Raw genomic sequence first — 26,241 nt, 5'->3', positions numbered from 1 at the left:
GCATCCCAGATTTATCCGCTAAACTCTGTCCTTCGGACGGACCGCTTCCAGCGGTCTCAATGGCCAATCCACTCCTAAACCGAGAACACAGAGATCAGCAGGAAGAGGACCAGCAGGAAGAGATTGATGAAGAACATCAGGCTCATAACGATGAAATACTTCAGGAGGGTTTTTGCCCTCCGCTGCCCGTAGAAGCCCCGCATGGCCTTATAGAGGTAGATGAGCATCCACAGGAAGATAGCGAAGTTCGCCAAATTTAAGAATATACGCAACCATTCAATAGTGGTGGCGCCATGGATGGAATACAGGATTATGAACAGGAAGAGCTGGATGAAGGTGGCACAATAGACGTGGATCGTGAAGATGCCATGGTTGACGTAGAAAAACTTCTTCTTGTGCCGGAAATAGAGAATATTGAGGATCATCGCGAAGATGGGGAGCGAGATCCAGAGGATCTTGGGAAAGGAGTGCAGGATATTCTCGACCAGGTGTTCGATGAAGCGGCCCCGGTCCTCATGCCATTCCTGTTTTATGATGATGCCGCGGCGGGTGATGAAATGTTTGAGCCAGCCGTCGCGGAGGCTGTCGGGCAGGGCATGTTCTGCGGAATCGTATTGTACGACGCTATTGTAGGTGACGTCGGTGCCCATGAAGTTGAAATTATCCTCCCCGCCTTCACCGGCGGTGAGAGAATAATTGCGGACGGCCCGCTGGAACCGCTTTGTTTTGGCGACGTCGACATCGCCCTGTTGGAGGGAATCCGTGTAGGCGGTGAAGAGTATGGTGTTCAGTTCTTTCCGTGAAAAGGCCTTTTTTGTCGTGTCGCCATAGGTCTTTTTTATGGCCGCGATCTCGATCAGGCGATGCTCCAGCCGTTCGCGAAAGTCTTGCCGATCGTCCTCGTCTTCGGAGCTTTCCGCTAATTTGCGATAGTGCGCCGTGTCGCCGACGAGGTCTGCCAGTTTTTTTGCACCCGATGCTTTTTCGGTCTTATCCGCACTTAATCCTTTAGCCATGTTCTCGGGCCTGGTGATCGAATACAGGATGATGAAGAAGATGGCCGAGGTGAAGACGTACATGCGGATCGGGTTGAGATAGGCCATCCGGCGGCCGCGCATGTACTCCAGGGAAAGAAAGCCGGGCCTGCGGATCAGGTATCTTACCGTGTCGAAGAACTTCCCGTCGAAGTGGGTGATGTCATTGAAGAAATGCTGGACCAGGTGCCATACGGTTTCCTTGGGTTCCAGGTTCTCCTGACCGCATTTATGACAGTAGCGGCCGACGACTTCAGTCTGGCAATTCAGGCAATTTGTTTCCTTTCTTTCATGTAAATGCGACAAAGCAGTTAATTTTCGCCTAAAATAAGCCAAACGAAGGGGTTTCGCGTATTAAATTGACGGTTTTTTCGTTAGGAGAGTTGGTTTAAATTTGTGATATCTATGAAGTGTGTTTTTGCTTGTTTGCTCGGATTGGTACTTGGCGGGACGTTGCATGCCCAATTCCTTTACAAAGACCTGGTGGTTACGCGGCAGAACAATGCCCGCTGGAAGGTGTTTGCGGACGACCGGGTTAAATCGGTGACCCTGAAGAGCCTGGAGTCAGATGGGAAGCCCACCGATGGGTTTGTGGGAGATCAGGAGCTGTCGGATGACTATACGCAGATGGTTACCCACACCAAGACGGCGGGATCGACGGACAGTTGGAATATTACCCAATATGTGAACGGCCGGATCATAAGGAATCTGGACACCAGTGATACTTATCAAAGCGAAACGAGATATGAGTATGACCCCGAGGGTCGGGGCATGATAATTTCGATCAATAATACCTCGATCGAGACGGACAATCAGATGAAGGCCACTGAGCAGCATCTGTGGAGCTATGATCCCGCGCATCCGGGCAGGCCGTTGTCGATGCTGAAGATCAAGAACGGAACGGATACCACCTCTGTCCGGTTTGTCACCGATGAGAAGGGGAATATCGCCGAAGAGCGCAGCAGCCGGCTGGGGCAGGAACTGCCGACCATCTACTATTACTACGATGAAGACAACCGGATGACGGATATCGTTCGTTATAGTCCCAGGGCAAAGCGCCTTTTGCCGCTGCAGATGTTCGAATACGACGAAGGCCGGCTCCGGTCGATGCTGGTTGTGCCCGAAGAAGGCAACAGTTTTTATCAGAAATGGTTTTACACTTACGACGATGAGAAGGGGCTAAAGATAAAGGATCAGTGCTTCAACAAACAAAAAGAGCTGCTGGGAACGATAGAATACGAGTACCGCTATAAATAATTCCACCATGCGCCGAATTTTTTCGCTTTTGCTTTTGTTCAGTGGGCTTTCGGGAATGGCCCAGGACCTGGATTTCCCCGATTTCCGCAATAAGAGGGATAATTTTTCGAAGGTTGCGGATAAGCAGGTCCGGGCCGATGTGGCTTCGTTTGCCCTCGCGGGGGTTGATGAGAGCATCGGAAAGGCGCCCCTGACCCAGGTGCCGGTAGTCGATTACGGGCCGAATTTTGTCAAATACAGCAACGATAATATCCAGGTGACGATCAAGACGGGTATCTTCTTTCCGTCGAAGCATAAGCTGATGATGCAGGAGGGGCATCTGTTGCGGATCGACGGAAAACCGTATTATGGGGGCATCATCGGGCAGCCGCCGCATACGACGATCGAGTCGATCACGGTGCTGGTGGGAAAGGATACGGTTGCCGTTCCGCCAACGGCGTATTTCGATCTTTACGATCCGAAGTTCAGCTTCCGGGAGAATGGCGAGACGAGGAGCCGGAATGGGGTCTTTTTATCGAATGACAAGCATAGTTTTTACATCTATCTGCTAAACATAGATAACAAAGGTGTTGAGTACACCTTTGTTATCCGGGATAAACAATATTTGCGACGCGTGGTCGACTGGGGATTCCTCAATTAGCCACGGTGCTTTACTTAAAACAGCGCGGGCTGGCCGGCCAGCACCAGGACGTGGTCCCTGTTCAAGGCATCGACCTTGTTGGCATCCAGCGTGCTGCCGCTATTCAGATGCATTACGTAGCTATGGCCATCGGCGGTCTCTAGTTTTCTGATGTTGTGGACATACCAGTCGGCATACCCGCTGTTGAGCCAGGCCGTGTGGACGTCGGCGGGGAGGTGACGGGTTCTTCTTACCCGGGTTTCGGTGGCCACCCATTTCCCATCGGCGGTGTAATAGGCATATTGTTTCCGGCCGTCGAGCTTGAAGACGGCGATGTAGCCTTCCTTACGAACCTCCCATTTTTTCAGGGAAGCGGGCGGAAACTGGTTGTAGAAAGCGGACTGGACGGAACGGGGAACGTTTTCAATAGACACGGACTGCGCGGAGATTCCCTGAATCAGGATAAAAGAGGCTATGGCTGCCATTAATTTCTTCATGGTTGCTTGTTTTTTTGTTTGGCCCAGCGGGCCGTTGTGAGTAGTAAAAAGAAAGATACCTGCCGGAGGGGATCAGGCAGCAGGCGGGCCCCGGAGCCGGGCTGTTGAAGGGGTGGAAAAGGATTGAACCTGTACCTGGGCAACGGGGTATGCGCCAGTCACGATGGGAATCATCGTGTCCTGTGTTACCGGCAGCAAACCGTTGAAGTGGAATCGATGACGTTTGAAGTGGTTCTGATGATACCGGGCGGCGATGACCGCATCCCTGAACTTCGGGACCGGGGTGGAACGGACCAGCTTTGGAGGCGGCGTCGCGGTCCCGTTGTGCGCACGGAAGAATCCTGCAGCGGTAACCGCCAGCAGGATAATGATCAATCCGATATATTTGTTACGCACTTTTTTCATTCGACTCAAATATAGACAAATAAACCCTAATAAAAGACTAAAATGGAGCATCCTGTCATCTCCGCTTCCTTTCGTCAGCAGGTACCCAAGGTGGTGGGTAGCTGCGTTAGAATTTTACGCCAAAGGAGATATAAGCCGTTCGACCGTCGGCCGGGAGGATACCGGGACCGGGATACATATTGATCCGGCGGGTGTAGTAGCGGGCATCGGCGATGTTGTTGAGACCGCCGGATAGCCGGTAGTGATTGCCGAAGTGCCATTCAATGGATGCATCCCAGACATGATAGGACGGCACGTAGCCGATGACCCCGGTGGGGGTATAGGCGGTATTGGTGGCGTCACTGTAGCCATTTCCCACATAAGAATATTGAACGAGTCCTTTCACCGGGCCGGCCCGGGCGGTGACGCCGGCACGATCGATCCAGTCGGGTACGCCTTCGACGCGGTTGCCCTTCAGGCTTTGGTTGTGGCCGTTGTTGTTGATCGAGCCGGTTTGATAGCGGGCATGATTGTACGACAGGGAGTTGAAGACTTTGAGATCGAAATCGCGGTGGCTGCCGGTGAGCGGCCGCCAGAGGCCGAACTCGGTATAGGCTTCGATGCCGGCGTCGCCCGAGTTGCCGATGTTTGTCGTGTAGAGATAGGGTGTGTTGGCGGCGTTGAACAGCTGTAGCTGGCCGATGCGGTTACCATAGTACAGATAGAAGCCATCGATGTCGAAGGTGAGCCAGGTGCCGATGGTGCCGCGATAGCCCAGGTCGAGATCGTAGCCCTTGCTGTCCTTCATGTTAGGGTCGATGAGCCCGATCTGGTCGGCCGGGGTGATATTGGCATAGAGATAGGGCCGGTAGGCCTGGGAGCCGTTGGCATAAAGTTGGGTCGTGGCGTTGACCTGGTATTGGAGTCCGAGGCCAAAGAGTGGGAAGCTGCGGTTGCCCTTATAGTGCACGGGGAAGGTTTGGTTGACGATGAGTCCGTCGAGCTTCGAGTCGATGACCTCGTAGCGAACGCCGGGGGTGACACTTAGCTTGCGGGTGAGGTGGAAGAGATTCTCGGCGAAGACGGCGTAGTTGTTGGTATGGAGGTGGAGGTCGATGCCATAGGGTTTTACCAGGCTGAGGTCGAAGTCGCTGCCGATGGTGCCCGCGCCTTTTTGTTTGCGCCGGGTGGTCTCGTCGCTGAAGCGGATACCGCCGCTGAGAGTCCCGTCGATGTTACCGAGGTTATAGGTGTGGAGGATGCGGGCTTCGGTGGTGAAGCCGCTGTAGTAGTCCCGGTCGACCTGGCGGGGATTGTACGTGTTGAGTGCGCGGTTGACTGTATCGGCGATATTCGGCGTGTTGATGAACTGGACGCTGTTGCGCTGGCCGTTGAGATAATGCGTCTCGATGGAGAGCCTTGTCGAGGCCGACAGTTCGCTCGAGAATACCAGCGCCGGGATATTGATCTCCGGGTTGAAGAAATTCCGTGCGCGGTTGGAGAAGCGGCTGTTATGGATGAACTGCGAGTCGGTCTGGCCGCCGGCGATCTGCTGGACATAGTCCATGCGGGAGAACTGGAGGCTGAGCTTTGTTTTTTCGGTGAAATGCCAGGTCAGGTTCGCGTAATAAGCGTGATAGTTGAAGGCGGCGTTTGGGCGCCAGCCGTCGCCGTGGCGGCTATCGTAGTAGGCGTAGTAGCTGAACTTCCCGGAGTTGGTGGTGCCGCCGACGGAGTTGAAGGAATTGAAAAAATTATGGGGGCCGCCGGTTTGTTCGCTTTCGATTGCGAGGGGTCTGCTGGGATCGGCGTCCTTCATGATGTAGTTCATCATCCCGCCGAATTGCGGGCCGAACTGCAGGGCCGAGGAGCCGCGGACGAGCTGGACTTCGCGGATGCCCTGCATGGGTGGGGTATAATGGTCTTCGGGATAGCCGAAGGCGTCGGAATTGGTGACATAACCGTTTTGCCGCATGTTCATCTCGATGCTGCGGTGGGTGTCGGTTCCGCGGGAGCCGATGTTTACCTGAGTGCCGGCCCCGTCCATTTCCCAGACGTTGATACCGGGGATGCGGGCGAAGGTCATGCGGGTCATATTCGCGGCCAGGTTGGCGAGTGTCGAGTCGGGAAGGATATCGTTTGTGCGTTTACCGGAGAAGATGATCGTGCCCTGTACCTCGGGGAGGATGCGGGCGGGGGAGGTCCGGATATAGACGCTGTCGAGGGTTTGCTGCGCGTATAGAAGCTGCGCACCGATCACAGTCAGTATGGTTAGAATGAATTTTTTGGGCATAATGAGCTTGTTGATGGCATGGCTTTGCCATGCCCTGTTTGTTGTGGGATGTTTCGATGTTGGGGGTGATCAGGCGATAGTCGGGGGGCGCATGGCACGAGGTGCGTGGCCGGGGAGTGTTTGGGGAGTGAGGTACCCTGCCCGGGGGGTCTTTATGGGGCCGGGGGCTATCAGCACCGCCGTTTGGGTTTCGGGGCTGAAGAGTTTCTGGAAGTCTTTTTGCTGAGCCGGCTTTGAGTTGGGGAAGTTGTTGACTTTCCCGAAGAATTCGTTGCCGGCTTTGCCGAGCTCCGTCTCTTCGGTGTTGCGGAGACAGAGCAGTTCGAGGCTGTCGCCGGTGATGCGGCGTTTTACATACTGGTAGGCGACATCACTGATGATGATCTGACCGTCGAGGCGTTCCCACTCGTTGGAGGGGTTATAGTAGGACAGGCTTTTGATGGGTAGCTTTATGGAGATGAGGCTGGACTCGTCGTAGTCGTTCTGCTGGATGCGGGATTCGAGGCGGCGGGTGGCCTGCTGTTGCCAGTAGTTGGTGAGCAGGCGGTAGCCGTACCAATTGAAGAAGAGGATCCCGATAAGCAGTATCGCAGCGAGTTTTTTCAACGTGACAATTTAGGTCTTTTTTGGCCGCGGGGGTTTCGAGGGACGGAATTTTTAAGGGGGCGCCCTGGGGCGCCCCCCTTTTTTTATTTGCGGTCCTTGCGGACGAGTTGCCCGGTTTCGTTGAAAAAAATGACGTATTCCTCCCGGAAGGCGTCGGCGTGGTCGGAGTCGAGGGTGCTGCCGTTGTCGATATGAAGGGCGTACAGCGGGCCGTCGGGCTGGTCGATCTTCTTTATATCCTCGACATACCAGGCGCCATAGCTGCTGTTCTTCCAGCCTTCGCGGACGGCGGCGGGGAGGTTCTTTGTCCATTTGATGGGTGTCTCGGTTCCTTTCCAGGTGCCGTCGGCGGTGTAGTAGGCGAAGAGCTTCCTGCCGTTCTGTTTGAAGCCGGCGATATAGCCTTCGGGGCGTTGTTGCCAGTCGTGGAGTTGCGCGTTGGGGAAGCGGGTGGTGAAGGCCGTGAGGACGGCGGGGGGAACGACGACGGACCCGGCATGCGGGGCGGCGGGTTGCGCAGGGGCGGCATGATTGGTGGCGGCCTGGGTGGTAGCGGCCTGGGCGATCATGGGTTCCGTGAAGAGAACGATGGCGATGAGAATGATAAGCTTTTTCATTTTGAGAATTTCTTTGTTGGGAATTATTTTACTGCCGTGCCTTCGGGGGTTTCGTCGCTGGCGTGAGCGAGGATGTTCTCACCGGGGCGCAGGTCGCCGGTGATCTCGGTTTTGTCGGCGGATTCGTTGCCCGTGGCCACGTCGACGCGAACGGTCTTGCCGTCGCGGATGGCGATGACGTATTTGCGTTCGGTAGAGGTGACGATGGCGGTGCGGGGTACGGTAAAGGCTTCCGTGTTGCCCTTGGAATAGAAGAGTACGTCGGCATACATGCCGGGAGCCAGTTTGCCATCCTTGTTGTACACATCGAGCTCCATGCGTTCGGCGCGGAACTGGCTGTTGACGAGGCCGGACCTGCGGGTGACGTGGCCGGTAAACTTTCTGCCGGGATAGGCGCTGAGGAAGAACCGGATCGTGTCCTTGTCCTGCAGACCGGCGGCGATGCCTTCGGGGATGTCGACCTGCAGGCGCAGATGATCCATCTGGCCGAGGTGGAGCATGGGTTTTCCGTCCTTGCCTTCGGCGCTGACGAGTGCGCCGGGGTGGACATTCCTTTCGGTGATGGTGCCGTTGAAGGGGGCGGTCACTTTGAGATACCCGAGGATCGCCTGTTGCATGTCCCAGTTGGCTTTTTCGGCATTGACCAGGGTGCTGTCGGCGTCGGCTTTTGCTTTGAGTCCGGCGAGGTTCATGGGCGAGACGGCGCCGGGTGTCTCGGCGGCCTTAGCCATGCGGCGGTAGTTCTCGGCGCTGATGGTGTAGTCGAGCTTTGCGCGGGCATAGCGTTCTTTTGCTTGGGTGCTGGCCTGTTCGAGTTCGGGTGCTTCGAGGGTCATGAGGGTTTGTCCTTTGTGTACCTGCGATCCGACGTCGACGAACACCTCCTTTACGTACCCGTTGACTTTGGGAAAGATGCTCACTTCTTCGAAGGAGGCGAGTTGGGCCGGGAGTTTTACCAGCTGGGACAGTGCGCCTTTCTGCAGCGTGAGGGTTTGTTGTGCCGGTGCAGCTACGGGGGTTTCTGTTTTTGCGGGGGCTCCTTTACCGTCGTTGCAGCCGGTGACCATGGTTGTTATGAGGAGGGTCGCAATGCAAATGGAGTTTCGAAAACGCTTCATATTGTCTGAGTTGATGGTTCCTCTTCCGGGAGCAGGGAGACCGATTGATAGGATTGTTTCTGTTGGATCCAGCCATAGACCAGGGGTACGATGAAGAGTGCGGCAAGCGTTGAGGCAGCGAGACCGCCGATGACGGCGCGGCCCAACGGTGCGGACTGGTCACCGGCTTCCCCGAGACCGGAAGCCATGGGGATCATCCCCGCGATCATCGCGAAGCTGGTCATCAGGATCGGCCGGAGCCGGATACTGGCGGCCATGGCTGCTGCCTTGAACGGGTCGCGATATTCCAGGCGGAGCGATTCCGCGTTGGTGACGATGAGGATGGCGTTGGCTACCGATACGCCCACCGACATAATGATCCCCATATAGGATTGGAGATTGAGCGTCGCGCCTGTAGCCAGCAGCAGGAGCAGCGCACCTGTGATCACGGCCGGGATCGTCGATAAGACGGCGACCGACAGGCCGAAGCTTTGGTAGTTGGCTGCCAGCAGGAGAAGGATGATAACGATTGCCGCCAGAAGTCCACTTTGCAGGGAGTTAAGGGTTTCCGTTAGCAGGGAGGACATCCCTTTGACCTCGGTCACCAGCCCGCGCGGGGGCGTACCGAGCTCATCGACCGCTTTTTGCACTGCCGCCGTCGCTGTGCCGAGGTCTTTCTTATAAATGTTTGCATTGACGGTGATGAACCGGCGAGGTCCCGCGCGGTCGTATTCTCCGGGCACCGAATCGATAGAGAGATCGGCCACGTCTCCCAGAACCGGACGCATCTTTCCCGGCACTACAGGAACCTCCATCAGTTGGGTAAGCGAGTTCATCCGGTATTCGGGTATCTGCACTTCCGCGTTGTAGGTATATTGGGTTTTTTCGTTTAGCCAGAGGTTTTTGAGGGTATACCGGCTGGAGGCCGTGGCATCGGAAACGTTTCGGGAGACATTGTCGATCCCCAATCCCATCTGGGCCAGTTTCTGACGATCGAATCCGATCCTGATGGTCGGCACTTTCATCGGCTGAGCCATTGCGACATCGCGCAGGAAGGGAATGGCCTTTAGTTTTGCGACCAGTCTTCCGGCAAAGGCGGCTGCGTCGGGGAGATTCTTGGAAGCCACCCGGACCTCGATGGGGGTTGCGGCGCCCTGGGCCATCAACTTTTCCGTCAGCTCGATGGGCTCGAAGGAAAGGCCCACGCGAGGATATTTTTCCGCGATAAGCCCGCGGATCCTTTCCTTTAATTCATCCATGTCGACATTATAGTCCGGTTCGAGCTGGATCTGAAGAAGCCCTTCGTGGGATCCGCTGTTAAACACATACAGGTTGCTATGGCCGAAGTTTGGCGATACGGTACCCACGAAGGCCGAGCTGATGGCTACATGGCCTTGCACGGCCGAGTCGATGATGGTAAGGATGCCCTTCACCGTCCGTTCGGTGACTTCCAGGCGGGTGCCTTCCGGTCCGCGTACGCGGAGTTGCATCTGACCGGCATTGGAGTGCGGCAGCATGTCCTTGCCGATGACGCCGACACAAAGGGCTGCGAGGCCGAGGGAACCGATGAGATAGGCGACAACGATGGGCTTCCGCCGGGGCATCCAGCGGTTGAGCCGGTGAAGCAGGCCTATCTTCATCCGCTGGGAGAGTCCGTTCTCTTTGCTATGCCGTTCGTCCTGCCGGGTATGGGCGTTGACCTCCTGGACCTCTTTGTGGTCCAGCGCCAATCCTGCGTGGGCGTGGATGCCGGTGTGCTGATAATGCTGGAACATCTCCGCTTTGAGCAGCCAGTTGGACAGAATGGGAACCAGGGTCTGGGCGGCGATGTAGGAGATGATCATCGCGAAGGCGATGGACAATGCCAGGGGCAGGAACATCGCTTTTGGGACGCCCTTCATCACGAAGGAGGGCGCGAAGACCGCGAGGATGCAGAGCAGGATCAGCAGCAGCGGGAAGGATATCTCCAGACAGGCGTCGAGGATGGCTTTTCGCTTTGGCTTGTTCATCTCGAGGTGCTGATGGATGTTCTCGATGGTAACGGTGGCCTGGTCGACGAGGATCCCGATCGCCAGCGCTAGGCCGCTGAGGGTCATGATATTGATCGTCTGGCCCGCGAGCTTCAGACAGAGTACGGTGCCGAGTACAGCTACGGGGATCGTGATGATCACCACGAGGCTGCTGCGCCAATCGCGGAGGAAGAGGAGGACCATCAGGCCGGTGAGGACCGCCCCGAGGATGCCTTCCGTCATCAGGCTTTTCGCAGCATTCATAACGAAGATGCTTTGGTCGAATTCATAGCTGATGCGTACGTCGTCGGGCAGCAGGCTCTGCATCTCGGGGATCTCCTTTCGCAGGCCCTGTACCACACTCCAGGTCGAAGCGCTGGGCGTCTTCACCACCGGAAAGTAGACCGATCGTTTTCCATTGACGAGGGCATAATCGACAACGATATCCGAAGCGTCTTCCACCAGGGCGATGTCCTTTGCGGTGATCATGCTCGCGCCTTTGCTGGCGATCGGGATATCGCCGAAGTCCCTGACCCGTTGTTCCTGGGAGTTCATCGAAGCGATATACATCGTACTGTCGATGCGGACGCTGCCGGAAGGCGTCATGGAATTGTTCTTGCCGAGAGCTTCTACCACGGCTTCCGGTGAAATGTTGAATTCGCGGAGCTTCAGGGGATCGACCTTGATGATCACCGATCGCGAGTTGGAGCCGAAGGGCGGCGGTGCAGAAAGCCCCTGTATCCGGCCGAAGAGCGGCCGGACGAGTGTATTGGCCATATCGAAGATGTCATTCAGCGAACGGGTCTTGCTGCTAAAGACGAGTTCCCCGACGGGGAGCGAGGAAGCGTCGAAGCGTACTACCTCCGGCGGCAGGGTACCGGGTGGGAAAAAGGACTGGCAGCGATTGACCTGAATGGCGACTTCCGCTGCCGCTTCCGCCATATCGGTGTTCTCATAGAAGCTGAGCTTGATCAGGGTAAGCCCCTGGATGCTTTTACTTTCAATATTATTCACGCCGTCGATATAGAGAAAGTGGTCCTGCATCCGGGTGGAGAAGAATCCTTCCATTTGTCTGGCATCCATTCCGCCGTACTGCTGGATCACATAGATGACGGGAAGGTTCAGGTTTGGAAAGATATCGATGGCAATAGAACGTATCGCCATCACCGAAAAAAGTAACAAACCAAAAAAGAGCACCACGATCGTAATGGGCCTTTTCAAAGCTGTCTTAACCATGGTGTTTATTTTACTGTTTGGATGAATTGGTCGAGGTTTCCGGTAGCGGCGGCCTTGTCGAGATTGGCAGTGTACCAGTCGTTAACCGTGCGTATATAGGCCGACTGCGCCTGGAATAATTCGAAAGACGCGTTGACAAGGTCGACGAGGTTGATCACGCCGGCCTGATATTGGGCTTCCTTCTGATGGTAGGCGTCGGTGGCTGCGTGGAGTTGGCTGGGCAACTCGAGCAAGTTGGCCTGGGCAATCCGAATGGATTCCTCGGCCTGACGTTGTTGGGTTTGCAGCTGGAGCTGCTGTTGCCGGAGGGCATAATCCGCGGCTTTTACCTGGCCGTCGATGACGGACAGACGATCGCGGCGATGGATGCCGTTGAACAGGTCGTACGTAATGCCCAGGCCGGCGAGATAATTGAAACGTTGATAGCCCAATCCCTCCCCTGCCGATCCGTAGAGATTGTTGTACTGAATGGACGACCCCCGGGCCCAGCCACCCGCTCCAAGGAGGACCTTCGGGAGATAACTCTTGCGAGCCAGATCGGCTTGTGAGCTATACTGTTGCTTTTGTTTGGCGAAGTAGTCGGCGAGAGGATTGAGCGGGGCGGCGGCGGTGTCCATGGGCAGGACCGGTAGATTGGCGACGGCCGTATCCAGGGAGATGACGGGGTGGTCGATCCCGGTGAGATAGGCGAGCTGTTGTTCGAGCCGGTGGAGTGCGCCGGTGGCTTCGTTGTAGTTGACCCGGGTGCGGGAGAGTCCTGCTCTTGCGAGGGAGGAGTCCACGCCGGGGTTGACACCGGAGCCGGTGAGGGCGCAGGTGATGGTCAGCATCGATTCATAGCGCCGCAGATCTTCCGCATCGACAGCCAACTGATAGCGGCTGCGAAGGATGGCGAAGAAAAGCTTTCCGATCTGCCACTTTACCAGATAGCGTTCCTTCTCGAGATCGGCCTGGCTTAAACCGGCGAAGGCTTTTGCGTTGTTGATCTTTGCGCTTTTCAAGCCAAAATCGACGAGTTCGTACTCGCCGTAGAGGGAAGCCATATTGCCCGTGACGGCCTGGTAATTAGGCTCGGCGGTGATGCTTCCGGAGATGGAATGTAAGATCCCGGGCAGGGGTAAAAAGGGGCCGGTGACATCGTCGGCCGAGCCGACGGAAAGCTCTTCCACAACATTAAGTCTGGGCAGGAAGGCGTGTTTTGCTTCGGTGATGCCGGCCTTTGCGCTTTGCACGAGGGCTTGCTTTTCCAGAAGAAGTGGCAGATGGCGGTTCGCCGAGTCCACAAGGGCGGACAATGAACAGGTCGTTGTCGATTGTGCCAATGCTGGGCATGTCGGGGCGAGCAGGAGCAGAAACCCCAGCAGACGACCGGCTGCCCGGTTGCACGAGTGAGCCATTTTCGATTAAATATTAATAAATGAGAAATATACCCCGTTGGAACTGGGGTGTTTGCGTGATAGCAAGCGATCGATCAGGAGATGGGTGGGCCGCGGAAACTGTTGGTGGGAAGGTCGGGTGTCGCGTAAAAGATCGGCGGCGGAAGGGCCTTCCGGGTAATAATAATATAGCAGGGAACGAGAACCCGATAAGTCGTGGAAATCGATTGGATGGTCGTCTTATAGGGAAAGCGTTTGTCGATGCTGAGGTGAGCAGGCCGTTGCGGGTTGAGGCGATAGGCAAGCGCGTGGGTGGTCTTTTGCGCGGTGAGGTTTGTTTTTGCCGCGTCGTGTTTGTAGACGAAGAAATTGGCGACGTCGTAGTATTTGCCGTTGAACTGGATCGCAAAAAAGAAAAGATAGCCCGTCAGCAGCAAGCAGCGGGCGGTCCGTTTTCGATGATGATATTTGACCCGGGGGTACATCGGTTAGGCCACTAAGATAGGGAAAAGAACGCTCAGGCCTTATAGCTTTTTTCGATGCCGAGTTTTTTCATTTTGCTTTTGAGGGTGCTGGCGGGGAGGTTTAGCAGTTCGGCGGCGCCGCCGGGGCCCGAGACACGGCCCTTGCACTGGCGGAGCACGGAAAGGATGTGATCCCGTTCCATCTCGGCGATGGTCTTTATCTGTTGGGCATCTTCGGAATGGACCTCGCGTGGGCTCGAATTGATGAAGGAGACGTCGCGCAGGACGGGTTCATTCGACAGGAGGATACTGCGTTCGATGACGTTCTGCAGTTCGCGCACATTTCCGGGCCAGGAGTAGTCCATGAGGCGGACGAGGGCTTCGCCGGAGATGGACTCGGTGCGGCGGTTGGCCTTTTGGGCGTACATCCGGATGAAATGATTGACGAGAAGGGGGATATCCTCTTTGCGCTGGCGAAGGGGTGGAAGCATGACGGGGAAGACGTTGAGGCGATAGTAGAGGTCGAGGCGGAAGTGGCCGTCGGAGATGCCTTTCTCGAGATTGCTGTTGGTGGCGGCGATGATGCGGACGTTGACCTTGATCGTTTCGCGGCCGCCGAGGCGTTCGATCTCGCGTTCCTGCAGGACGCGCAGGAGCTTTACCTGCAGGGAGAGGGGCATCTCGCCGATCTCGTCGAGGAACAGTGTTCCGCCGTTGGCCTGTTCGAACTTACCGATTCGGCGTTCGAATGCGCCGGTGAAGGAGCCTTTTTCGTGACCGAAGAGTTCCGACTCGACGAGGTTGGGCGGCAGCGCGGCGCAGTTGAGCTTTACAAAGGGTTTGTTGCGGCGTGGGGAGAGATTGTGGATGTTGTTGGCGATCCCTTCTTTACCCGTTCCGCTCTCGCCGAGGATGAGGATGGAAGTATCGAGGGGACCGACCTCTTTCACCTGCTGGAAGATGCGGAGCATGCCGATGCTCTGGCCGATGATGCCGGGGAGGCCCTGGCCCGGGGAGTCGGTGGCCGAAACGGGTTGTTCGGCGGCCGGGCTGGCCTGGCGGCGGCTGATGGCCGGTTCGCGGCTGGCGGTGGCGCCCAGCTGTTGCTTGCTTTCGTGGCGGTAGCGGGCGATGTCGAGGGTGACGAGCAGGTCTTTTTCGCGAAAGGGTTTTACGATGAAACCCGATGGCTGGGTGATCTTGGCCATTTCGAGGACGCTGGTGTTGCAGTTGGCCGAGAGATAGATGAAGGGAATATCCTGTTTATTTAGTTGGGAAGCAAGGTCGATGCCGGTGAGGTCACCCTTCAAAAAAATATCGAGGAGTACGAGCCCGGGTTTTGTGCGCATGATGGATTCCATCGCCGACTGGAAGCTGCGGGCGATGCCGGTAACGGTATACCCTGCCCGTTCGAGCGTGAGCCGGATATCATTGGCTACCACCAGTTCGTCTTCTACAACCAGAATTGTCTTTTGCATAATGTTTTGGTTATTACTCCAGAGCGAAAGTTATGCCGGGAAGAGGGAATTGAGGTTCATTAAATTACGAAATTAAAAAGAATATGTTGAAGACGATATTTCGTCGTTTGACGAAGAGGTCCGGCGAAATGTCGATTTCCGGGTTTTAGGCCGGGGGAGGTTGAGGGATGCGGATGGAGATGCGGACGCCTTTTTCGCCGGTGACTAGGACCGTTCCTTCCAGTTGTTGGACCAGGGTTTCGATGAGTTGCAGGCCCATGGTATGCCGGCGCCGGATGTCGAAATCGGGGCCGAGGCCGATGCCGTCGTCGGCGATCTCGAGGAGGATCCCGTGCGGCTGCCAGAGGCCGATGCGAATGGAGCCGGCGTGTTTGTCGGGGAAGGCATATTGGAGGGCGTTGGTGATCGCTTCGTTGAGGATGAGGCCGATGGGGATGGCCACCGCGACGTCGAGGGGATGGGGATCGATATCGAGGTGGAAGGCGACGCGCCGCTGGACGGGGAAGCTGTCGCGGAGATGCTGCACCAGGTCGGGGACATAGCGTTTCATTTCGATACGTTCGAGATTGTCGGATTGGTAGAGGCGCTGGTGGATGAGTGAGAGGGCATACATACGGTTTCGGCTTTGGCCGATGGCGGCCTGGGCCTTTTCGTTGTCGAGATAGTGGGATTGCGTATTGAGGAGACTCATGACGATCTGGAGGTTATTCTTTACCCGGTGGTGGAGTTCTTTTACGAGCCATTCTTTTTCTGCCAGCAGCTGGCGGTTGCGAATTTTGATGCGTTGGCGGCCGTAGGCGATGCCGGCGACCGTGGCGAGGAGGGCGGCGACGAGGAGGATGATCCCCCGGTTGTCGGGAAGGATGGAGGCTCCGGGTTTGCCCTGTCCCAGGGTAATGCAGGAGAGAAATATTCCGATTGAAAGGAGGTAACGTTTTTTCATCGTACAGCAGCGGATTGGAGGTTTGGGGCCTATGGTAAGGGAGCGAAATTTATGCCTATCTGTAAGGGATTGCGGGTCATACCGTTAGGGTTAGGGTCGATTTGGCGAGAAGACGGTATTTCGTCGATTGACGAAGGTTTTGCGAAATATTGGCGGCTGCGTTAGGGATCGGCAGGAGCGGCATGCGCGACCCAGAGCCCGACCCGCAGGGGAACGCCCTGCATTCTTTACCTTTGGTCCATGGCGACATTTCCTTTGAAAAGTACAACAGGCCGATGGGTGTTGTCGGCGACGATCCTGGCAAGTGCGATGGCCTTTATCGACAGCACGGCGTTGAATGTCGTGCTGCCGGCGTTGCAGCGGGCTTTGAATGCTTCGGGTGCAGACCTGTTCTGGGTGTTGAATGCGTACCTGCTGGTGCTGGCCGCGCTGATCCTTGTCGGCGGGTCGCTGGGAGACCGGCTGGGGCGGAAGCGGGTATACATGATCGGTATCTTCATATTTATCGTCGGGAGTACCGCCTGCGGGCTGGCGCCGGATGTGCATTTTCTGGTGGGGTTCCGGGTGTTGCAGGGGTTGGGGGGTGCGCTGATGATCCCGGGGAGTCTCTCGCTGCTTTCTTCCTCGATCGACGCGGGTGAACGGGGCAAGGCGATCGGCACCTGGAGTGCGGTGACGACGGTGGTGACGATGGGCGGGCCGGTGCTTGGGGGTGCGCTGGCGGATGCGGGGTTATGGCGGGGGATCTTTTTTATCAATGTGCCGATCGGGCTGGCGACCCTGCTGATCCTGGCGCGGAAGGTGCCGGAGAGCCGGGAGGCGGGAGCGGCCAGGGAGTTGGATGTCCCGGGGGTGCTGGCGATAGCGCTGGGGCTGGCCGCGTTGAGTTTTGGATTTCTGCGGATGCCGGCGTTGGGGGCCGGGAATTTTGCGATCTGGGGGTCGCTGGTGTTGGGAGTGGTATTGCTGGGCGTCTTTGTGTGGATCGAGGGGCGGCGACGCGACCCGATGATGCCGTTGTTCCTTTTTGCCAACCGGACCTTTAGCGGGGTGAATGCCCTGACGTTCTTTCTTTATGCGGGGCTTGGGGCGGGAATGCTTTTTCTTTCGCTGGACCTGGTTCAGGTGCAGGGGTATAGTCAACTGCAGTCGGGGCTGACCTTCCTGCCCTTTACCGTCTTGATGATCGGTATCGCCCGATGGGCGGGGACGCTGGCCGACAAGCATGGGGCGAAGCTGTTCCTGGTGGCCGGTCCGGCGATGGCGGGGCTGGGATTGCTGATCCTGTCCTTTGTCGGGCAGACGCAGGGGCCGCGCGAATACTGGACGAGCTTTTTGCCGGGGGTGCTTGGGCTGGGTCTTGGGATGGCGTTTACGGTGGCGCCGCTGACGACGACGGTGATGAGTTCGGTAAGCGATGAGCATTCGGGCGTGGCTTCGGGCGTGAATAATGCGATGACCCGGATCGCGGGGGTCTTTGCGAATGCCATCTTTGGGGCGCTGGCGGTGCTGTTTTTCGCGGGCGCGCTGCAGGGGCGGTTGGACCGCATGGAGTTGCCGCTTTCGCCGCAGCAGAAACAGGCGGTGCTGGTGCAGGCGGCCAACCTGGGGAATGCGGAGGCGCCGGCGGGGCTGTCCGCGACGGCCGCGGCGGCGGTGGGGAAGGTTTACAAGGAGAGCTTTATCACGGTCTATGGGGATATTCTGCGGTTGTCGGCGGGTCTGGCTTTGCTGGGAGCGGTGATCGGGTTGTTTTTTGTGCGGGGAAAGCGGGCGGGGAATTCTGCGGGGGATGCGGCGGCGGGTTCCGCGGGGGACACGGCGACGGGTTCTGCGGGGGATGCGGCGACGGGTTCCGCGGGGGACACGGCGACGGGGCAGGATACTACAAAGCGGTAATGGCGCGGTTGCGGGAGTTTTTGTACCTTATGGTCACCTACCTCCCGCCACGAGCTATTATCTCCCCAAAAAAACCTGCTATGAAAAAGATGCTTTGCTGCTGTTGCGGTATTCTTCTCCTTTCCCTTTTTGTTTCCGGGCAAGAGCTTTCGCGGGACAGCCTGCTGGCCATCGTCCGGAAAAACACCCAGGACGCCGCGGAGGCGAAGGCGATGGTCCAGTTGGCGGGAACGTACCGGCTGGTCGATGTTCCCAAGTCCTTTGCCTGGTGGTATGAAGCGATCGCGCTTTCGAAGCGGATCAACGACACCCTGCATCTTTCACATGCCTATAACGGAATGGCCAACTCTAAAATGCACATCGGCAGCCGGGACAGTGCGATGTACTATCTTTCCCTTCTTCAAAAGCTGGCCGAGGCGCCGGGCGCCACCCGGGATGTGAAAGCCGATTATCATCAAACCGCGGGCGCCATCTATGAATTATTAAGCCAGTACAAGACGGCGCTGCCCTTCCGGCTTGCGGCGCTGGAAGATGCGGTCTTTGTGATGCATAAAGAGCATGACCCGCCCTTTGCAAAGGCTTATACGGCCGGGCAATACCTCAACGTCGGCAATACCTACAACGCCATGGGAGAGTATCGAAATGCGTTGACCTATCTGCTCGAAGGCCTGACCCTTTTTGAGGAGACGGGTGTCGAACGGGGCGTCGCCTATTGTTATCAGGGTATCAGTGTTTCCTTTTCCGAGCTGGGCCAGTACGAGAAGGCCTTTGACTACACCTATAAGGGCCTTGCGTTAAAACGGAAGATCAACGACCTGCGGGGGATCGGCACCGCATTGAAGCAGCTGGGCACCAACTTCCGGTACATGGGTAAGCAGGATTCGGCCATCGCCTACTATACCCAGGCGCTGAAGGTTTTCCAAACGCAGAAAATGAAAGTCGACGAGGCAGACCAGGAGTTTGACCTTGGGACGACCTATTCGGATAAACATGACCTGGCCAATGCCCAGTTGCATCTGACCAACGCGATCACCGTTGCCGCCGAGGCGGGAGATTCGATCCGGTTCAAGGCGGCCAATGCGGCGCTGGTCGGCGTGCGGGCGCAGTTAAAGGGGGAAGAGCGGGACGAGAACAAACTGATGAGCAGTCTGCGTGCATCGATAGAAGAGAACGACCGGCAGGGAGAGCTGGCCAATTATCAATATTTATCCCAGCATTTCGAGCGGACGAAACATTATGACAAGGCGTTGGAATATGCGAAGTTGTATTATAACACCACTGATACGTTGCAGCGAAGCGAGATCAAGCTGCAGCTAAGCCGGATGGAAGCCCAATACAATATCGACAAGAAAGAGCACGAGATCAGGTTGCTGAAGAAGGACCAGGAGCTCACCCGGCTGGAAGTGCAGCGGCAGAGAGTCATCGTGGAGTCCCAGAAGGCATTCGAGTGGGGGGCGGTGATCTTTGTGATCTTACTGGTGGCGATCGGGGTGATCGTAGTGAACCGGAACCGGGTGGTCCACAATGCCCGGCGGATGGTGGAGATGGAGAAGATGCGCAATAATATCGCCCGCGACCTGCACGACGATATCGGATCGACGCTGACGAGCATCAATGTGCTGAGCAAGGTGGCGCTGCAGCCGCAGGCCGACGGGTTTATGGAGCACAGCCTGCAGAAAATAAAGGACAGGAGCGGGGCGATCATGGAGCGGATGGATGATATCGTTTGGGCGATCAACCCGCAGAACGATACGATGGAGCAGCTGTTGATGCGGATGAAGGAGTTTGCGGCTGAGCTGCTGGAACCCTCGAATATCCGTTACCGGTTCGAGGAAGAGGGGGACCTGGGAACGGTGAGGCTCGATGTCCGGCGACGGCGGGACCTATATCTGCTTTTCAAGGAGGCGGTGAATAATGCCGCGAAGTACAGTCAGTGTTCGAACCTGACGATCCGGCTGCGGCAGGAGCGCGGGTCGCTGCAGATGGAGATCAGCGATGACGGGAAGGGGTTTGTGACGGGGGAGGTGATCCGGGGGAATGGGTTGAATAATATGCGGGAGCGGGCGGCCGCGATGGCGGGGAAGATCTGGATCGATTCGGCGGTTGGGCAGGGGACGAGGATCGTGCTGGATGCGGCGCTTTGAGTGCCGGATGCGGCGCTTGAATGCCGGATGCGGCAACCGGATGGATCGGGCTGCGCCGGGGTCCGTTGCTCCCCTGATTTCGGTATAGGAAGGGCGGGGTTTTGCGGGTATTTTGTAGGATGCTTGGAATATTATTATACGAGGACAATGACAGCTTACGGGAGAGCCTGGGGAATTTGCTGGCGCTGTCGAAGGACCTGTTGCTGCTGGGAAGTTTTTCGCGGGCTTCGGGAGTGCTGGACCAGGTTCGGGAGTTGAAACCCGAGGTGATCCTGATGGATATCGATATGCCGGGGACCAACGGCATCGAAGCGGTGCGGCAGGTAAGGACCATCGATAAGAAAGTGCAGATCATCATGCTGACCATTTTTGACGACAACCGGCACGTGCTGGATGCCATTTGTGCGGGTGCATCAGGGTATCTGTTGAAGAAACATCTTTCCGATCATCTGCCCGATGCGATCCGGCAGGTGATGCAGGGAGAGCCGCCGATGTCGCCGGGTATCGCGCGGATGATCATCCAGAAGATGCAGGAGCCGGCGATGAAGCCGGCGGCGCCGGATTATGGGTTGACGACCCGGGAAAAAGAGATCCTTACCCAGCTTTCGAAGGGCAAGGGTCTTAAGATGATAGCGGCCGACCTGGCCATCAGTCTTGATACCGTAAGGACCCATATCAAGAATATTTATGAGAAGCTGCAGGTGCATTCGCAGGCGGAGGCGGTGTCGAAGGCGTTGAATGATGGGTTGGTGTGAGAAGGCCGGCCCCGGAAGACCGGGGCCGGCCTTCTGCTTAGTTGGGGATGCCCAGGGACCAGAGGTCTGCGCGGGCGGAGGTGTTGTCGATGCCGCTTAGGCCGCCGCAGATATATATGATATTGCCGATGCCGAAACCAAAGGCATGCTGGCGGGCGCCGTTCAGGCCCTGGATGGGGGCAGTATAGGGGATGTTCGGTTCGGTGCCCCAGGTATCCGTTGCAAAATTATAGCGCCAGACGTCGGCAAGAGTTTTCGATCCATCCCAGCCTGTGGTGATGAAGCCGGCGTTTGTCGTGTTCATCCCTACGGCCCAGGCGCGGCCCGATCCGGGGAAATTTGTTTTTTGCGTCCACTGGTCCGTGGCCGGATCGTATTGCCAGAGCGCCTTGCTAAGCCGCCCTTCGTTGTCATAACCGCCGCAGAGATAGGCCTTGCCGCCGGTTCCGCCGGAGGAGACAAAGGCGACGCCGCCGTAGGTAGGTTCATTGGGCAACCTTGCCTTTTCCGTCCACCGGTCGGCGACGGGATCGTATTGGGTCCAGTTATTGAAATTGAGGCCCAGTCCGGGCTGGTAGGCACCGCCACCGATATAGCCCTTGCCGTCGATGGCGACGCCAACGGCATAGTAGCGGGGGATACCGGGGAGCGGGGCTTTTGGCGACCAGCTGTTGTTGAGCGCGCTGTAAGCGTACGTGTATTGCGTAACATCCTCTGAACCGGTGAGGACATAGCCGTTATTGCCGATGGCGAAGGCGCCTTCGCCGCCGGTGACGACCGAGGGCGGGGTGGCGTTTTGCGACCAGGCCTTTGTGGCAGTATCGAAGGAGAACACATTTTTTGCCGTCGAGAGCTTGCTATTGGTTGTCACGGCCGTACCGCCGCCGATGTATCCTTTGCTGCCGATGACAAAGGACCAGCCGCCAAAGCGACCCTGGAAATTGGTAAGGGCCGAGGGGATGTTGTCGCGGCGGAACCAGACGACAAAGACGGGGGAAGGCATCGGGACGAGGCCGTCGGTCGTTTTTGTTTGGGGAGTCGTCGATGCGGGGGCCGGGAGGTCGTTCTGCTTTTCGCAGGAGACAATGAGGAGTAGTGCCAGGAACAGGTTGAAACCTGTTGGCAGCCATTTGCCGGTGTGCATAATGGATGGGTTGAATTGGTTATGAGATGATGTAAAGTTGTCGAGATTTTGGGGGTTGGTCAATACCGTAAACGGGTTACCCGGATCAGGGGATGTTTGTATTTGGGGAGTTGGTGGGATTTGGGTAAATTGAGCTGTATGTTTCTGCGACATAAACGTTTGCTTTTGGCCGTGGCGATCCTGCTGGGGATCGGATTGGTTTCGTGGCGGATCTTCTCTCCTGAGCGCCCCATCGATTTTAATACCCAGGTGAAGCCTATTTTCAACAAAAAATGTATCACGTGTCATGGCGGGGTGCGGCGGCAGGCCGACTTCAGTTTGCTTTTCCGCGTCGATGCGCTCGGCAAGACGAAGTCGGGGAAGCCGGCGATCGTGCCGGGGGACCCGGACCACAGCGAGATGATCCGGCGGCTGACGCTGCATGATCCGGAGGATCGCATGCCTTATAAGCAGGAGCCCTTGTCGGCTGAAGAGATCGCGGTGCTGCGTAAGTGGATCAAGCAGGGCGCGAAGTGGGGCGACCACTGGGCGTATGTGCCGGTGAAGCCCGTGGAGGTGCCCGCGCTGAAGGGCGGTTTTTGGGGGCTTGGGCGAAGTGCGGGGGCGGATTGGGTGCGCAATGATATCGACCGGTTTATTTATGATAAGCTGGACGGGATGGGGTTGGCGCCTTCGAAGGATGCAGACAAGGCCACGTTGCTGCGGCGCGTGAGTCTCGATCTGACGGGATTGCCGCCTTCTCCGGCGCTGGCGCGGCAGTTCTTTGCCGATACGAGTGCCGGCGCCTATGAGCGGGTGGTGGACAGCCTGCTGGCTTCGCCGCATTATGGTGAGCGCTGGGCGGCGTTATGGCTGGACCTGGCGCGGTATGCCGACACGAAAGGTTACGAGCGGGATGAAGGCCGGAGCATCTGGCGCTACCGGGACTGGCTGATCTCGGCCTTTAATAAAGATGAGCCGTACAACCGATTTTTGACTGAGCAGCTGGCGGGTGACCTGTTACCCAATCCGACGGATGACCAGCTGATAGCCACGGCCTTCCACCGCAACACCATGACCAATGACGAAGGCGGCACCGACAACGAGGAGTTTCGCACGGCGGCGGTGCTGGACCGGGTGAATACGACGTGGCAGGCGCTGATGGGGACGACGTTTGCCTGTGTACAATGTCATAGCCATCCTTATGATCCCTTCCGGCACGACGAATATTATAAATTCATGGCCTTCTTCAACGATACGCGGGATGAGGATACCTATGCCGACTACCCGCTGTTGCGGAAATTCTCCGGCGCAGACAGTGCAGCGATGGTGGGGTTGACGGACTGGGTACGGCTGCGTGGCGGGAATAACCGAACGCAGGTGAAGGTTAAGAACGAGAAGGAGCGAGGGGCGAGCTCCGCCGAAGTTCAGGCCAAAGAAGTCCGGCGATTCTTACGAACCTGGGAGCCGGCGATCAATGGGCTGACGGCCGATTCCTTTGTGAATGCGGAACTGGCCGATACGAAGTGGCTGATCTTCCGGAATCACGGGTCGGCGCGGTTGAAGGCGGTGGACCTGGAAGGGCGGGATCAACTGATCTACCGGTATATCGGAATCGTGGCCGGGGGTCGGTGGGCGATCCATTTGGACAGGCCGGATGGCGATGTTATCAGTGAGGTAAATGTGGATACAACAAAAGACTGGCGGATCGCGAAGGTGGACCTGCCGAGAGGGAAGGGTGTACACGATCTCTTTATCACGTATGAGAATCCGCGGATAAAGAAACAGGATCAGAGTGGATTGCAGTTCGATTGGTTTTATTTTACGAAGTCGCTGCCGCCGGGGGATGTGGCGATGCGGAAATTATATTGGCGGCTGGTGACCGCCGAGGTACCGACGGTGCCGGTGATGATCGACAACCCCGCGGATATGCACCGGCCGACGCATGTCTTTGAAAAAGGCAACTGGCTGGTGAAGGGTGCGCTTGTCGAACCGGCGACGCCGCATGCGTTGAACCCGTGGCCGGCAAATGCGCCGCGGAACCGGCTTGGTCTGGCGCAGTGGCTGACGAGTGAGCAGAATCCGTTGACGGCGCGGACGATGGTCAACCGGCTTTGGGAGCAGTTGTATGGAACGGGGCTTGTCGAGACATTGGAAGACCTCGGGACGCAGGGGGCCGCGCCGACGCACCGCGAGTTATTAGATTGGCTGGCCTGGCGGTTTATGCACGAGGATGGCTGGAGTGTCAAGCGGCTGCTGCGCGAGATGGTTTTGTCGGCTACCTACCGGCAGGATTCGAAGGTGAGCCCCGATGCCGCAGCCAAGGACCCTGACGACCGGTATTATTCCCGGGCGCCGCGGGTGCGGCTTTCGGCCGAGCAGGTGCGCGATCAGGCGCTTGCGGTAAGCGGGCTACTCGATGGAGAGCTATACGGGCCCTCGGTGATGCCCTGGCAGCCGAAGGGGATCTGGCTTTCCCCCTGGAATGGGCAGGACTGGCAGAAGAGCAAGGGCGGGGAGCAGTACCGGCGCGCGGTGTATACGTATTGGAAGCGAACGGCCCCCTACCCTTCGATGATCAGCTTTGACGCGACGGCGCGCGAGGGATGTACGGCACGGCGGATCCGGACGAATACGCCTTTGCAGGCGCTGGTGTTGTTGAATGACTCGGTGTACCTGGATGCGGCGCAGCATCTGGCGAAGAAGATGTTGGCGGCGGGGGATGTGGAGAAGGGGATCGAGCAGGGATATGAGGACCTTTTATTGAAGCCGATGAAGCCCGCTTCGCGGACGGCGTTGGTGGCGTTGTATGAAAAGGCGAATGCTCACTATGCTGCCAGGCAGGACGCCATGACGGTGGTGGCGAGTGCGTTGTTGAACCTGGATGAGGTGGTGACGAAAAATTGAGTTTATTATGACCCAGAAGGAATTACATAATCAACGACTGTTGCGCGAGGCGGAGATGGCCGTGGCGCGGCAGTATACGCGGCGGCATTTCTTACAGGAGTGCGCCTTTGGTTTTGGCGCGTTGGCGCTGGGATCGTTGTTGCCGGGCTGTCATGGCGCCACGAGCGCGGGTTCTGACGGCGGCATCGTCTTTGACCCGGCGCATCCGCTGGCCGCGAGGTTGCCGATGTTCCCGGCGAAGGCCAAACGGGTGATCTATCTGCATATGGCGGGGGCGCCTTCGCAGCTCGAGTTGTTTGATTACAAACCGGCGCTGGCTCGGCTGGACGGACAGGACTGCCCGGAGTCGCTGCTGGCCGGAAAGCGATTTGCCTTTATCCGGGGTGTGCCCAAGATGCTGGGACCGCAGGCGAAGTTTGCGCAGCATGGACAGAGCGGAGCCTGGGTGAGCGAGCATATGCCCCACCTGTCGACGATCGTCGATGAGCTTTGTTTTTTGAAGGCTGTAGGAACAGATCAGTTCAATCATGCGCCGGCGCAGTTGCTGGTGCAGACGGGTTCGCCGCGGTTGGGAAGACCGAGTATGGGAAGCTGGGTGACTTACGGGCTGGGGACGGAGAATGAGAACCTGCCGGGGTTTGTGGTGCTGACCAGCGGGGGGAAGTTTCCCGACGCGGGCAAGAGTGTCTGGGGCAGCGGTTTCCTGCCGAGTGTCTACCAGGGTGTGCAATGCCGCAGCGAGGGGGATCCCGTGTTGTTTATCAAAGACCCGGCGGGGATGAGCCGGGACCTGCGGAAGGCGTCGATCGATGCGATCAATGAAGTGAATGCTTCGGAGTACAAGGAATATGGGGACCCGGAGATCTTATCGCGCATCTCGCAGTATGAGATGGCCTACAAGATGCAGATCTCTGTGCCGGAAACGATGAACATCAATGACGAGCCGGCGTATATCCATGAACTTTATGGGACGCAGCCGGGGAAGGCCTGTTTTGCGAATAATGTGTTGCTGGCGCGGAAGCTGGTGGAGAAGGGAGTGCGGTTTGTCCAGCTGTTTGACTGGGGTTGGGACAGTCACGGGACGGATGCGAGTCTGGCCATCGATATCGGGTTTATCAATAAATGCCGGCAGGTGGACCGGTGTATCACCGCGCTGATCCTCGATCTGAAACAGCGGGGACTGCTGGAGGATACGCTGGTGGTGTGGGGCGGGGAGTTTGGCCGGACGCCGATGATGGAGAACCGCGAAGGAAAACAAAACCCTTTTAAGGGGAGGGATCATCATACTGATGCGTTTACTATTTGGATGGCCGGTGCGGGTGTCAAGAAAGGCTTCTCTTATGGGGAGACGGATGAGATCGGGTATTCGGCGATCAGCGGGAAGACGACGCCGTTCGATATCCAGGCGACGATCCTGAATCAGCTGGGGTTCGATCACGAGAAGTTTACGTATCAATATGAGGGGAGGCCGTTCCGGCTGACGGATGTGTATGGGAAGGTGAT

At 57.3% G+C, this 26,241-nt stretch carries 20 protein-coding genes; 7 read left to right on the top strand and 13 right to left on the bottom strand.

Annotated features, from left to right (window positions below):
- Positions 1–74 precede the first annotated feature (74 nt).
- The gene (locus tag VGM48_RS05925; RefSeq protein ID WP_331577018.1) at positions 75–1,340 is read right to left on the bottom strand and encodes a DUF3667 domain-containing protein; all 1,266 of its coding nucleotides are present in this window, start codon (positions 1,338–1,340) and stop codon (positions 75–77) included.
- Positions 1,341–1,439: 99 nt separating this feature from the next.
- Between VGM48_RS05925 and VGM48_RS05920 the strand changes: the two genes are divergently transcribed.
- Both VGM48_RS05920 and VGM48_RS05915 read left to right on the top strand, forming a co-directional pair.
- On the top strand, positions 1,440–2,291 hold the full coding sequence (locus VGM48_RS05920) for a hypothetical protein (RefSeq protein ID WP_331577016.1): 852 nt from the start codon (positions 1,440–1,442) through the stop codon (positions 2,289–2,291).
- A 7-nt stretch (positions 2,292–2,298) separates the two neighbouring features.
- Positions 2,299–2,931, top strand: a complete 633-nt coding sequence (locus VGM48_RS05915; RefSeq protein ID WP_331577014.1) for a hypothetical protein — start codon at positions 2,299–2,301, stop codon at positions 2,929–2,931.
- Positions 2,932–2,945: 14 nt separating this feature from the next.
- On the opposite strand, the gene VGM48_RS05910 is transcribed toward VGM48_RS05915, so the two are convergent.
- From VGM48_RS05910 to VGM48_RS05860, 11 genes are all read right to left on the bottom strand, one after another.
- Positions 2,946–3,407: a PepSY-like domain-containing protein gene (locus VGM48_RS05910; protein ID WP_331577012.1), complete on the bottom strand. Its 462-nt coding sequence runs from the start codon at positions 3,405–3,407 to the stop codon at positions 2,946–2,948.
- Between the two features lie 72 nt (positions 3,408–3,479).
- Entirely contained in the window at positions 3,480–3,812 is a 333-nt protein-coding gene (locus tag VGM48_RS05905; protein WP_331577010.1) for a hypothetical protein, read from the bottom strand.
- 106 nt (positions 3,813–3,918) lie between these two features.
- Positions 3,919–6,084, bottom strand: coding sequence for a TonB-dependent receptor family protein (locus VGM48_RS05900; protein ID WP_331577008.1), 2,166 nt, complete (start codon positions 6,082–6,084; stop codon positions 3,919–3,921).
- Between the two features lie 69 nt (positions 6,085–6,153).
- Positions 6,154–6,690, bottom strand: a complete 537-nt coding sequence (locus VGM48_RS05895; protein WP_331577006.1) for a hypothetical protein — start codon at positions 6,688–6,690, stop codon at positions 6,154–6,156.
- Positions 6,691–6,773: 83 nt separating this feature from the next.
- A complete protein-coding gene (locus VGM48_RS05890; RefSeq protein ID WP_331577004.1) occupies positions 6,774–7,307 on the bottom strand; it encodes a PepSY-like domain-containing protein in 534 nt (177 codons plus the stop codon).
- 23 nt (positions 7,308–7,330) lie between these two features.
- Positions 7,331–8,425 carry an efflux RND transporter periplasmic adaptor subunit gene (locus VGM48_RS05885; RefSeq protein ID WP_331577002.1) on the bottom strand — a complete coding sequence of 365 codons (1,095 nt, stop codon included), beginning with the start codon at positions 8,423–8,425 and terminating at the stop codon, positions 7,331–7,333.
- Complete coding sequence (locus tag VGM48_RS05880) at positions 8,422–11,649, bottom strand: efflux RND transporter permease subunit (RefSeq protein WP_331577000.1); 3,228 nt, start codon at positions 11,647–11,649, stop codon at positions 8,422–8,424. The genes VGM48_RS05885 and VGM48_RS05880 overlap by 4 nt, the downstream gene beginning before the upstream one ends.
- 5 nt (positions 11,650–11,654) lie before the next feature.
- Positions 11,655–13,046, bottom strand: a complete 1,392-nt coding sequence (locus tag VGM48_RS05875; RefSeq protein ID WP_331576999.1) for a TolC family protein — start codon at positions 13,044–13,046, stop codon at positions 11,655–11,657.
- A gap of 74 nt (positions 13,047–13,120) precedes the next feature.
- Positions 13,121–13,510, bottom strand: coding sequence for a hypothetical protein (locus VGM48_RS05870; protein ID WP_331576998.1), 390 nt, complete (start codon positions 13,508–13,510; stop codon positions 13,121–13,123).
- A 32-nt stretch (positions 13,511–13,542) separates the two neighbouring features.
- Complete coding sequence (locus tag VGM48_RS05865) at positions 13,543–14,967, bottom strand: sigma-54 dependent transcriptional regulator (protein ID WP_331576997.1); 1,425 nt, start codon at positions 14,965–14,967, stop codon at positions 13,543–13,545.
- Between the two features lie 145 nt (positions 14,968–15,112).
- Complete coding sequence (locus VGM48_RS05860) at positions 15,113–15,910, bottom strand: sensor histidine kinase (protein ID WP_331576996.1); 798 nt, start codon at positions 15,908–15,910, stop codon at positions 15,113–15,115.
- Between the two features lie 240 nt (positions 15,911–16,150).
- Here VGM48_RS05860 and VGM48_RS05855 point away from each other — a divergent pair, with 240 nt between their 5' ends.
- The 3 genes from VGM48_RS05855 (at position 16,151) to VGM48_RS05845 (ending at position 20,708) form a co-directional block, all read left to right on the top strand.
- Entirely contained in the window at positions 16,151–17,809 is a 1,659-nt protein-coding gene (locus VGM48_RS05855) for an MFS transporter (protein ID WP_331576994.1), read from the top strand.
- Between the two features lie 80 nt (positions 17,810–17,889).
- Positions 17,890–19,953, top strand: a complete 2,064-nt coding sequence (locus tag VGM48_RS05850) for a tetratricopeptide repeat-containing sensor histidine kinase (RefSeq protein ID WP_331576992.1) — start codon at positions 17,890–17,892, stop codon at positions 19,951–19,953.
- Between the two features lie 119 nt (positions 19,954–20,072).
- On the top strand, positions 20,073–20,708 hold the full coding sequence (locus VGM48_RS05845) for a response regulator transcription factor (RefSeq protein WP_331576990.1): 636 nt from the start codon (positions 20,073–20,075) through the stop codon (positions 20,706–20,708).
- 37 nt (positions 20,709–20,745) lie between these two features.
- On the opposite strand, the gene VGM48_RS05840 is transcribed toward VGM48_RS05845, so the two are convergent.
- On the bottom strand, positions 20,746–21,852 hold the full coding sequence (locus VGM48_RS05840; RefSeq protein WP_331576988.1) for a Kelch repeat-containing protein: 1,107 nt from the start codon (positions 21,850–21,852) through the stop codon (positions 20,746–20,748).
- A 138-nt stretch (positions 21,853–21,990) separates the two neighbouring features.
- On the opposite strand from VGM48_RS05840, the gene VGM48_RS05835 reads away from it, so the two are divergent.
- Together VGM48_RS05835 and VGM48_RS05830 are read left to right on the top strand one after the other, a co-directional pair.
- On the top strand, positions 21,991–24,738 hold the full coding sequence (locus tag VGM48_RS05835) for a DUF1553 domain-containing protein (protein ID WP_331576986.1): 2,748 nt from the start codon (positions 21,991–21,993) through the stop codon (positions 24,736–24,738).
- Positions 24,739–24,745: 7 nt separating this feature from the next.
- A partial coding sequence (locus VGM48_RS05830) for a DUF1501 domain-containing protein (protein ID WP_331576984.1) occupies positions 24,746–26,241 on the top strand: 1,496 nt, incomplete at its 3' end.

Origin of the sequence: Puia sp., assembly GCF_036500295.1 — a bacterium.
In the GTDB taxonomy this organism is placed as follows: domain Bacteria; phylum Bacteroidota; class Bacteroidia; order Chitinophagales; family Chitinophagaceae; genus Puia.
Note: the sequence above shows the minus strand (reverse complement) of the source record. Positions and strands in the feature narration are given on the sequence as shown.

Excerpts from the sequence above, each read along its gene's own strand:
- VGM48_RS05920 (WP_331577016.1), top strand. The coding sequence starts at position 1,440 with ATGAAGTGTGTTTTTGCTTGTTTGCTCGGATTGGTACTTGGCGGGACG.
- VGM48_RS05915 (WP_331577014.1), top strand. The coding sequence starts at position 2,299 with ATGCGCCGAATTTTTTCGCTTTTGCTTTTGTTCAGTGGGCTTTCGGGA.
- VGM48_RS05910 (WP_331577012.1), bottom strand. The coding sequence starts at position 3,407 with ATGAAGAAATTAATGGCAGCCATAGCCTCTTTTATCCTGATTCAGGGA.
- VGM48_RS05905 (WP_331577010.1), bottom strand. The coding sequence starts at position 3,812 with ATGAAAAAAGTGCGTAACAAATATATCGGATTGATCATTATCCTGCTG.
- VGM48_RS05900 (WP_331577008.1), bottom strand. The coding sequence starts at position 6,084 with ATGCCCAAAAAATTCATTCTAACCATACTGACTGTGATCGGTGCGCAG.
- VGM48_RS05890 (WP_331577004.1), bottom strand. The coding sequence starts at position 7,307 with ATGAAAAAGCTTATCATTCTCATCGCCATCGTTCTCTTCACGGAACCC.
- VGM48_RS05885 (WP_331577002.1), bottom strand. The coding sequence starts at position 8,425 with ATGAAGCGTTTTCGAAACTCCATTTGCATTGCGACCCTCCTCATAACA.
- VGM48_RS05880 (WP_331577000.1), bottom strand. The coding sequence starts at position 11,649 with ATGGTTAAGACAGCTTTGAAAAGGCCCATTACGATCGTGGTGCTCTTT.
- VGM48_RS05875 (WP_331576999.1), bottom strand. The coding sequence starts at position 13,046 with ATGGCTCACTCGTGCAACCGGGCAGCCGGTCGTCTGCTGGGGTTTCTG.
- VGM48_RS05870 (WP_331576998.1), bottom strand. The coding sequence starts at position 13,510 with ATGTACCCCCGGGTCAAATATCATCATCGAAAACGGACCGCCCGCTGC.
- VGM48_RS05865 (WP_331576997.1), bottom strand. The coding sequence starts at position 14,967 with ATGCAAAAGACAATTCTGGTTGTAGAAGACGAACTGGTGGTAGCCAAT.
- VGM48_RS05860 (WP_331576996.1), bottom strand. The coding sequence starts at position 15,910 with ATGAAAAAACGTTACCTCCTTTCAATCGGAATATTTCTCTCCTGCATT.
- VGM48_RS05855 (WP_331576994.1), top strand. The coding sequence starts at position 16,151 with ATGGCGACATTTCCTTTGAAAAGTACAACAGGCCGATGGGTGTTGTCG.
- VGM48_RS05850 (WP_331576992.1), top strand. The coding sequence starts at position 17,890 with ATGAAAAAGATGCTTTGCTGCTGTTGCGGTATTCTTCTCCTTTCCCTT.
- VGM48_RS05845 (WP_331576990.1), top strand. The coding sequence starts at position 20,073 with ATGCTTGGAATATTATTATACGAGGACAATGACAGCTTACGGGAGAGC.
- VGM48_RS05840 (WP_331576988.1), bottom strand. The coding sequence starts at position 21,852 with ATGCACACCGGCAAATGGCTGCCAACAGGTTTCAACCTGTTCCTGGCA.
- VGM48_RS05835 (WP_331576986.1), top strand. The coding sequence starts at position 21,991 with ATGTTTCTGCGACATAAACGTTTGCTTTTGGCCGTGGCGATCCTGCTG.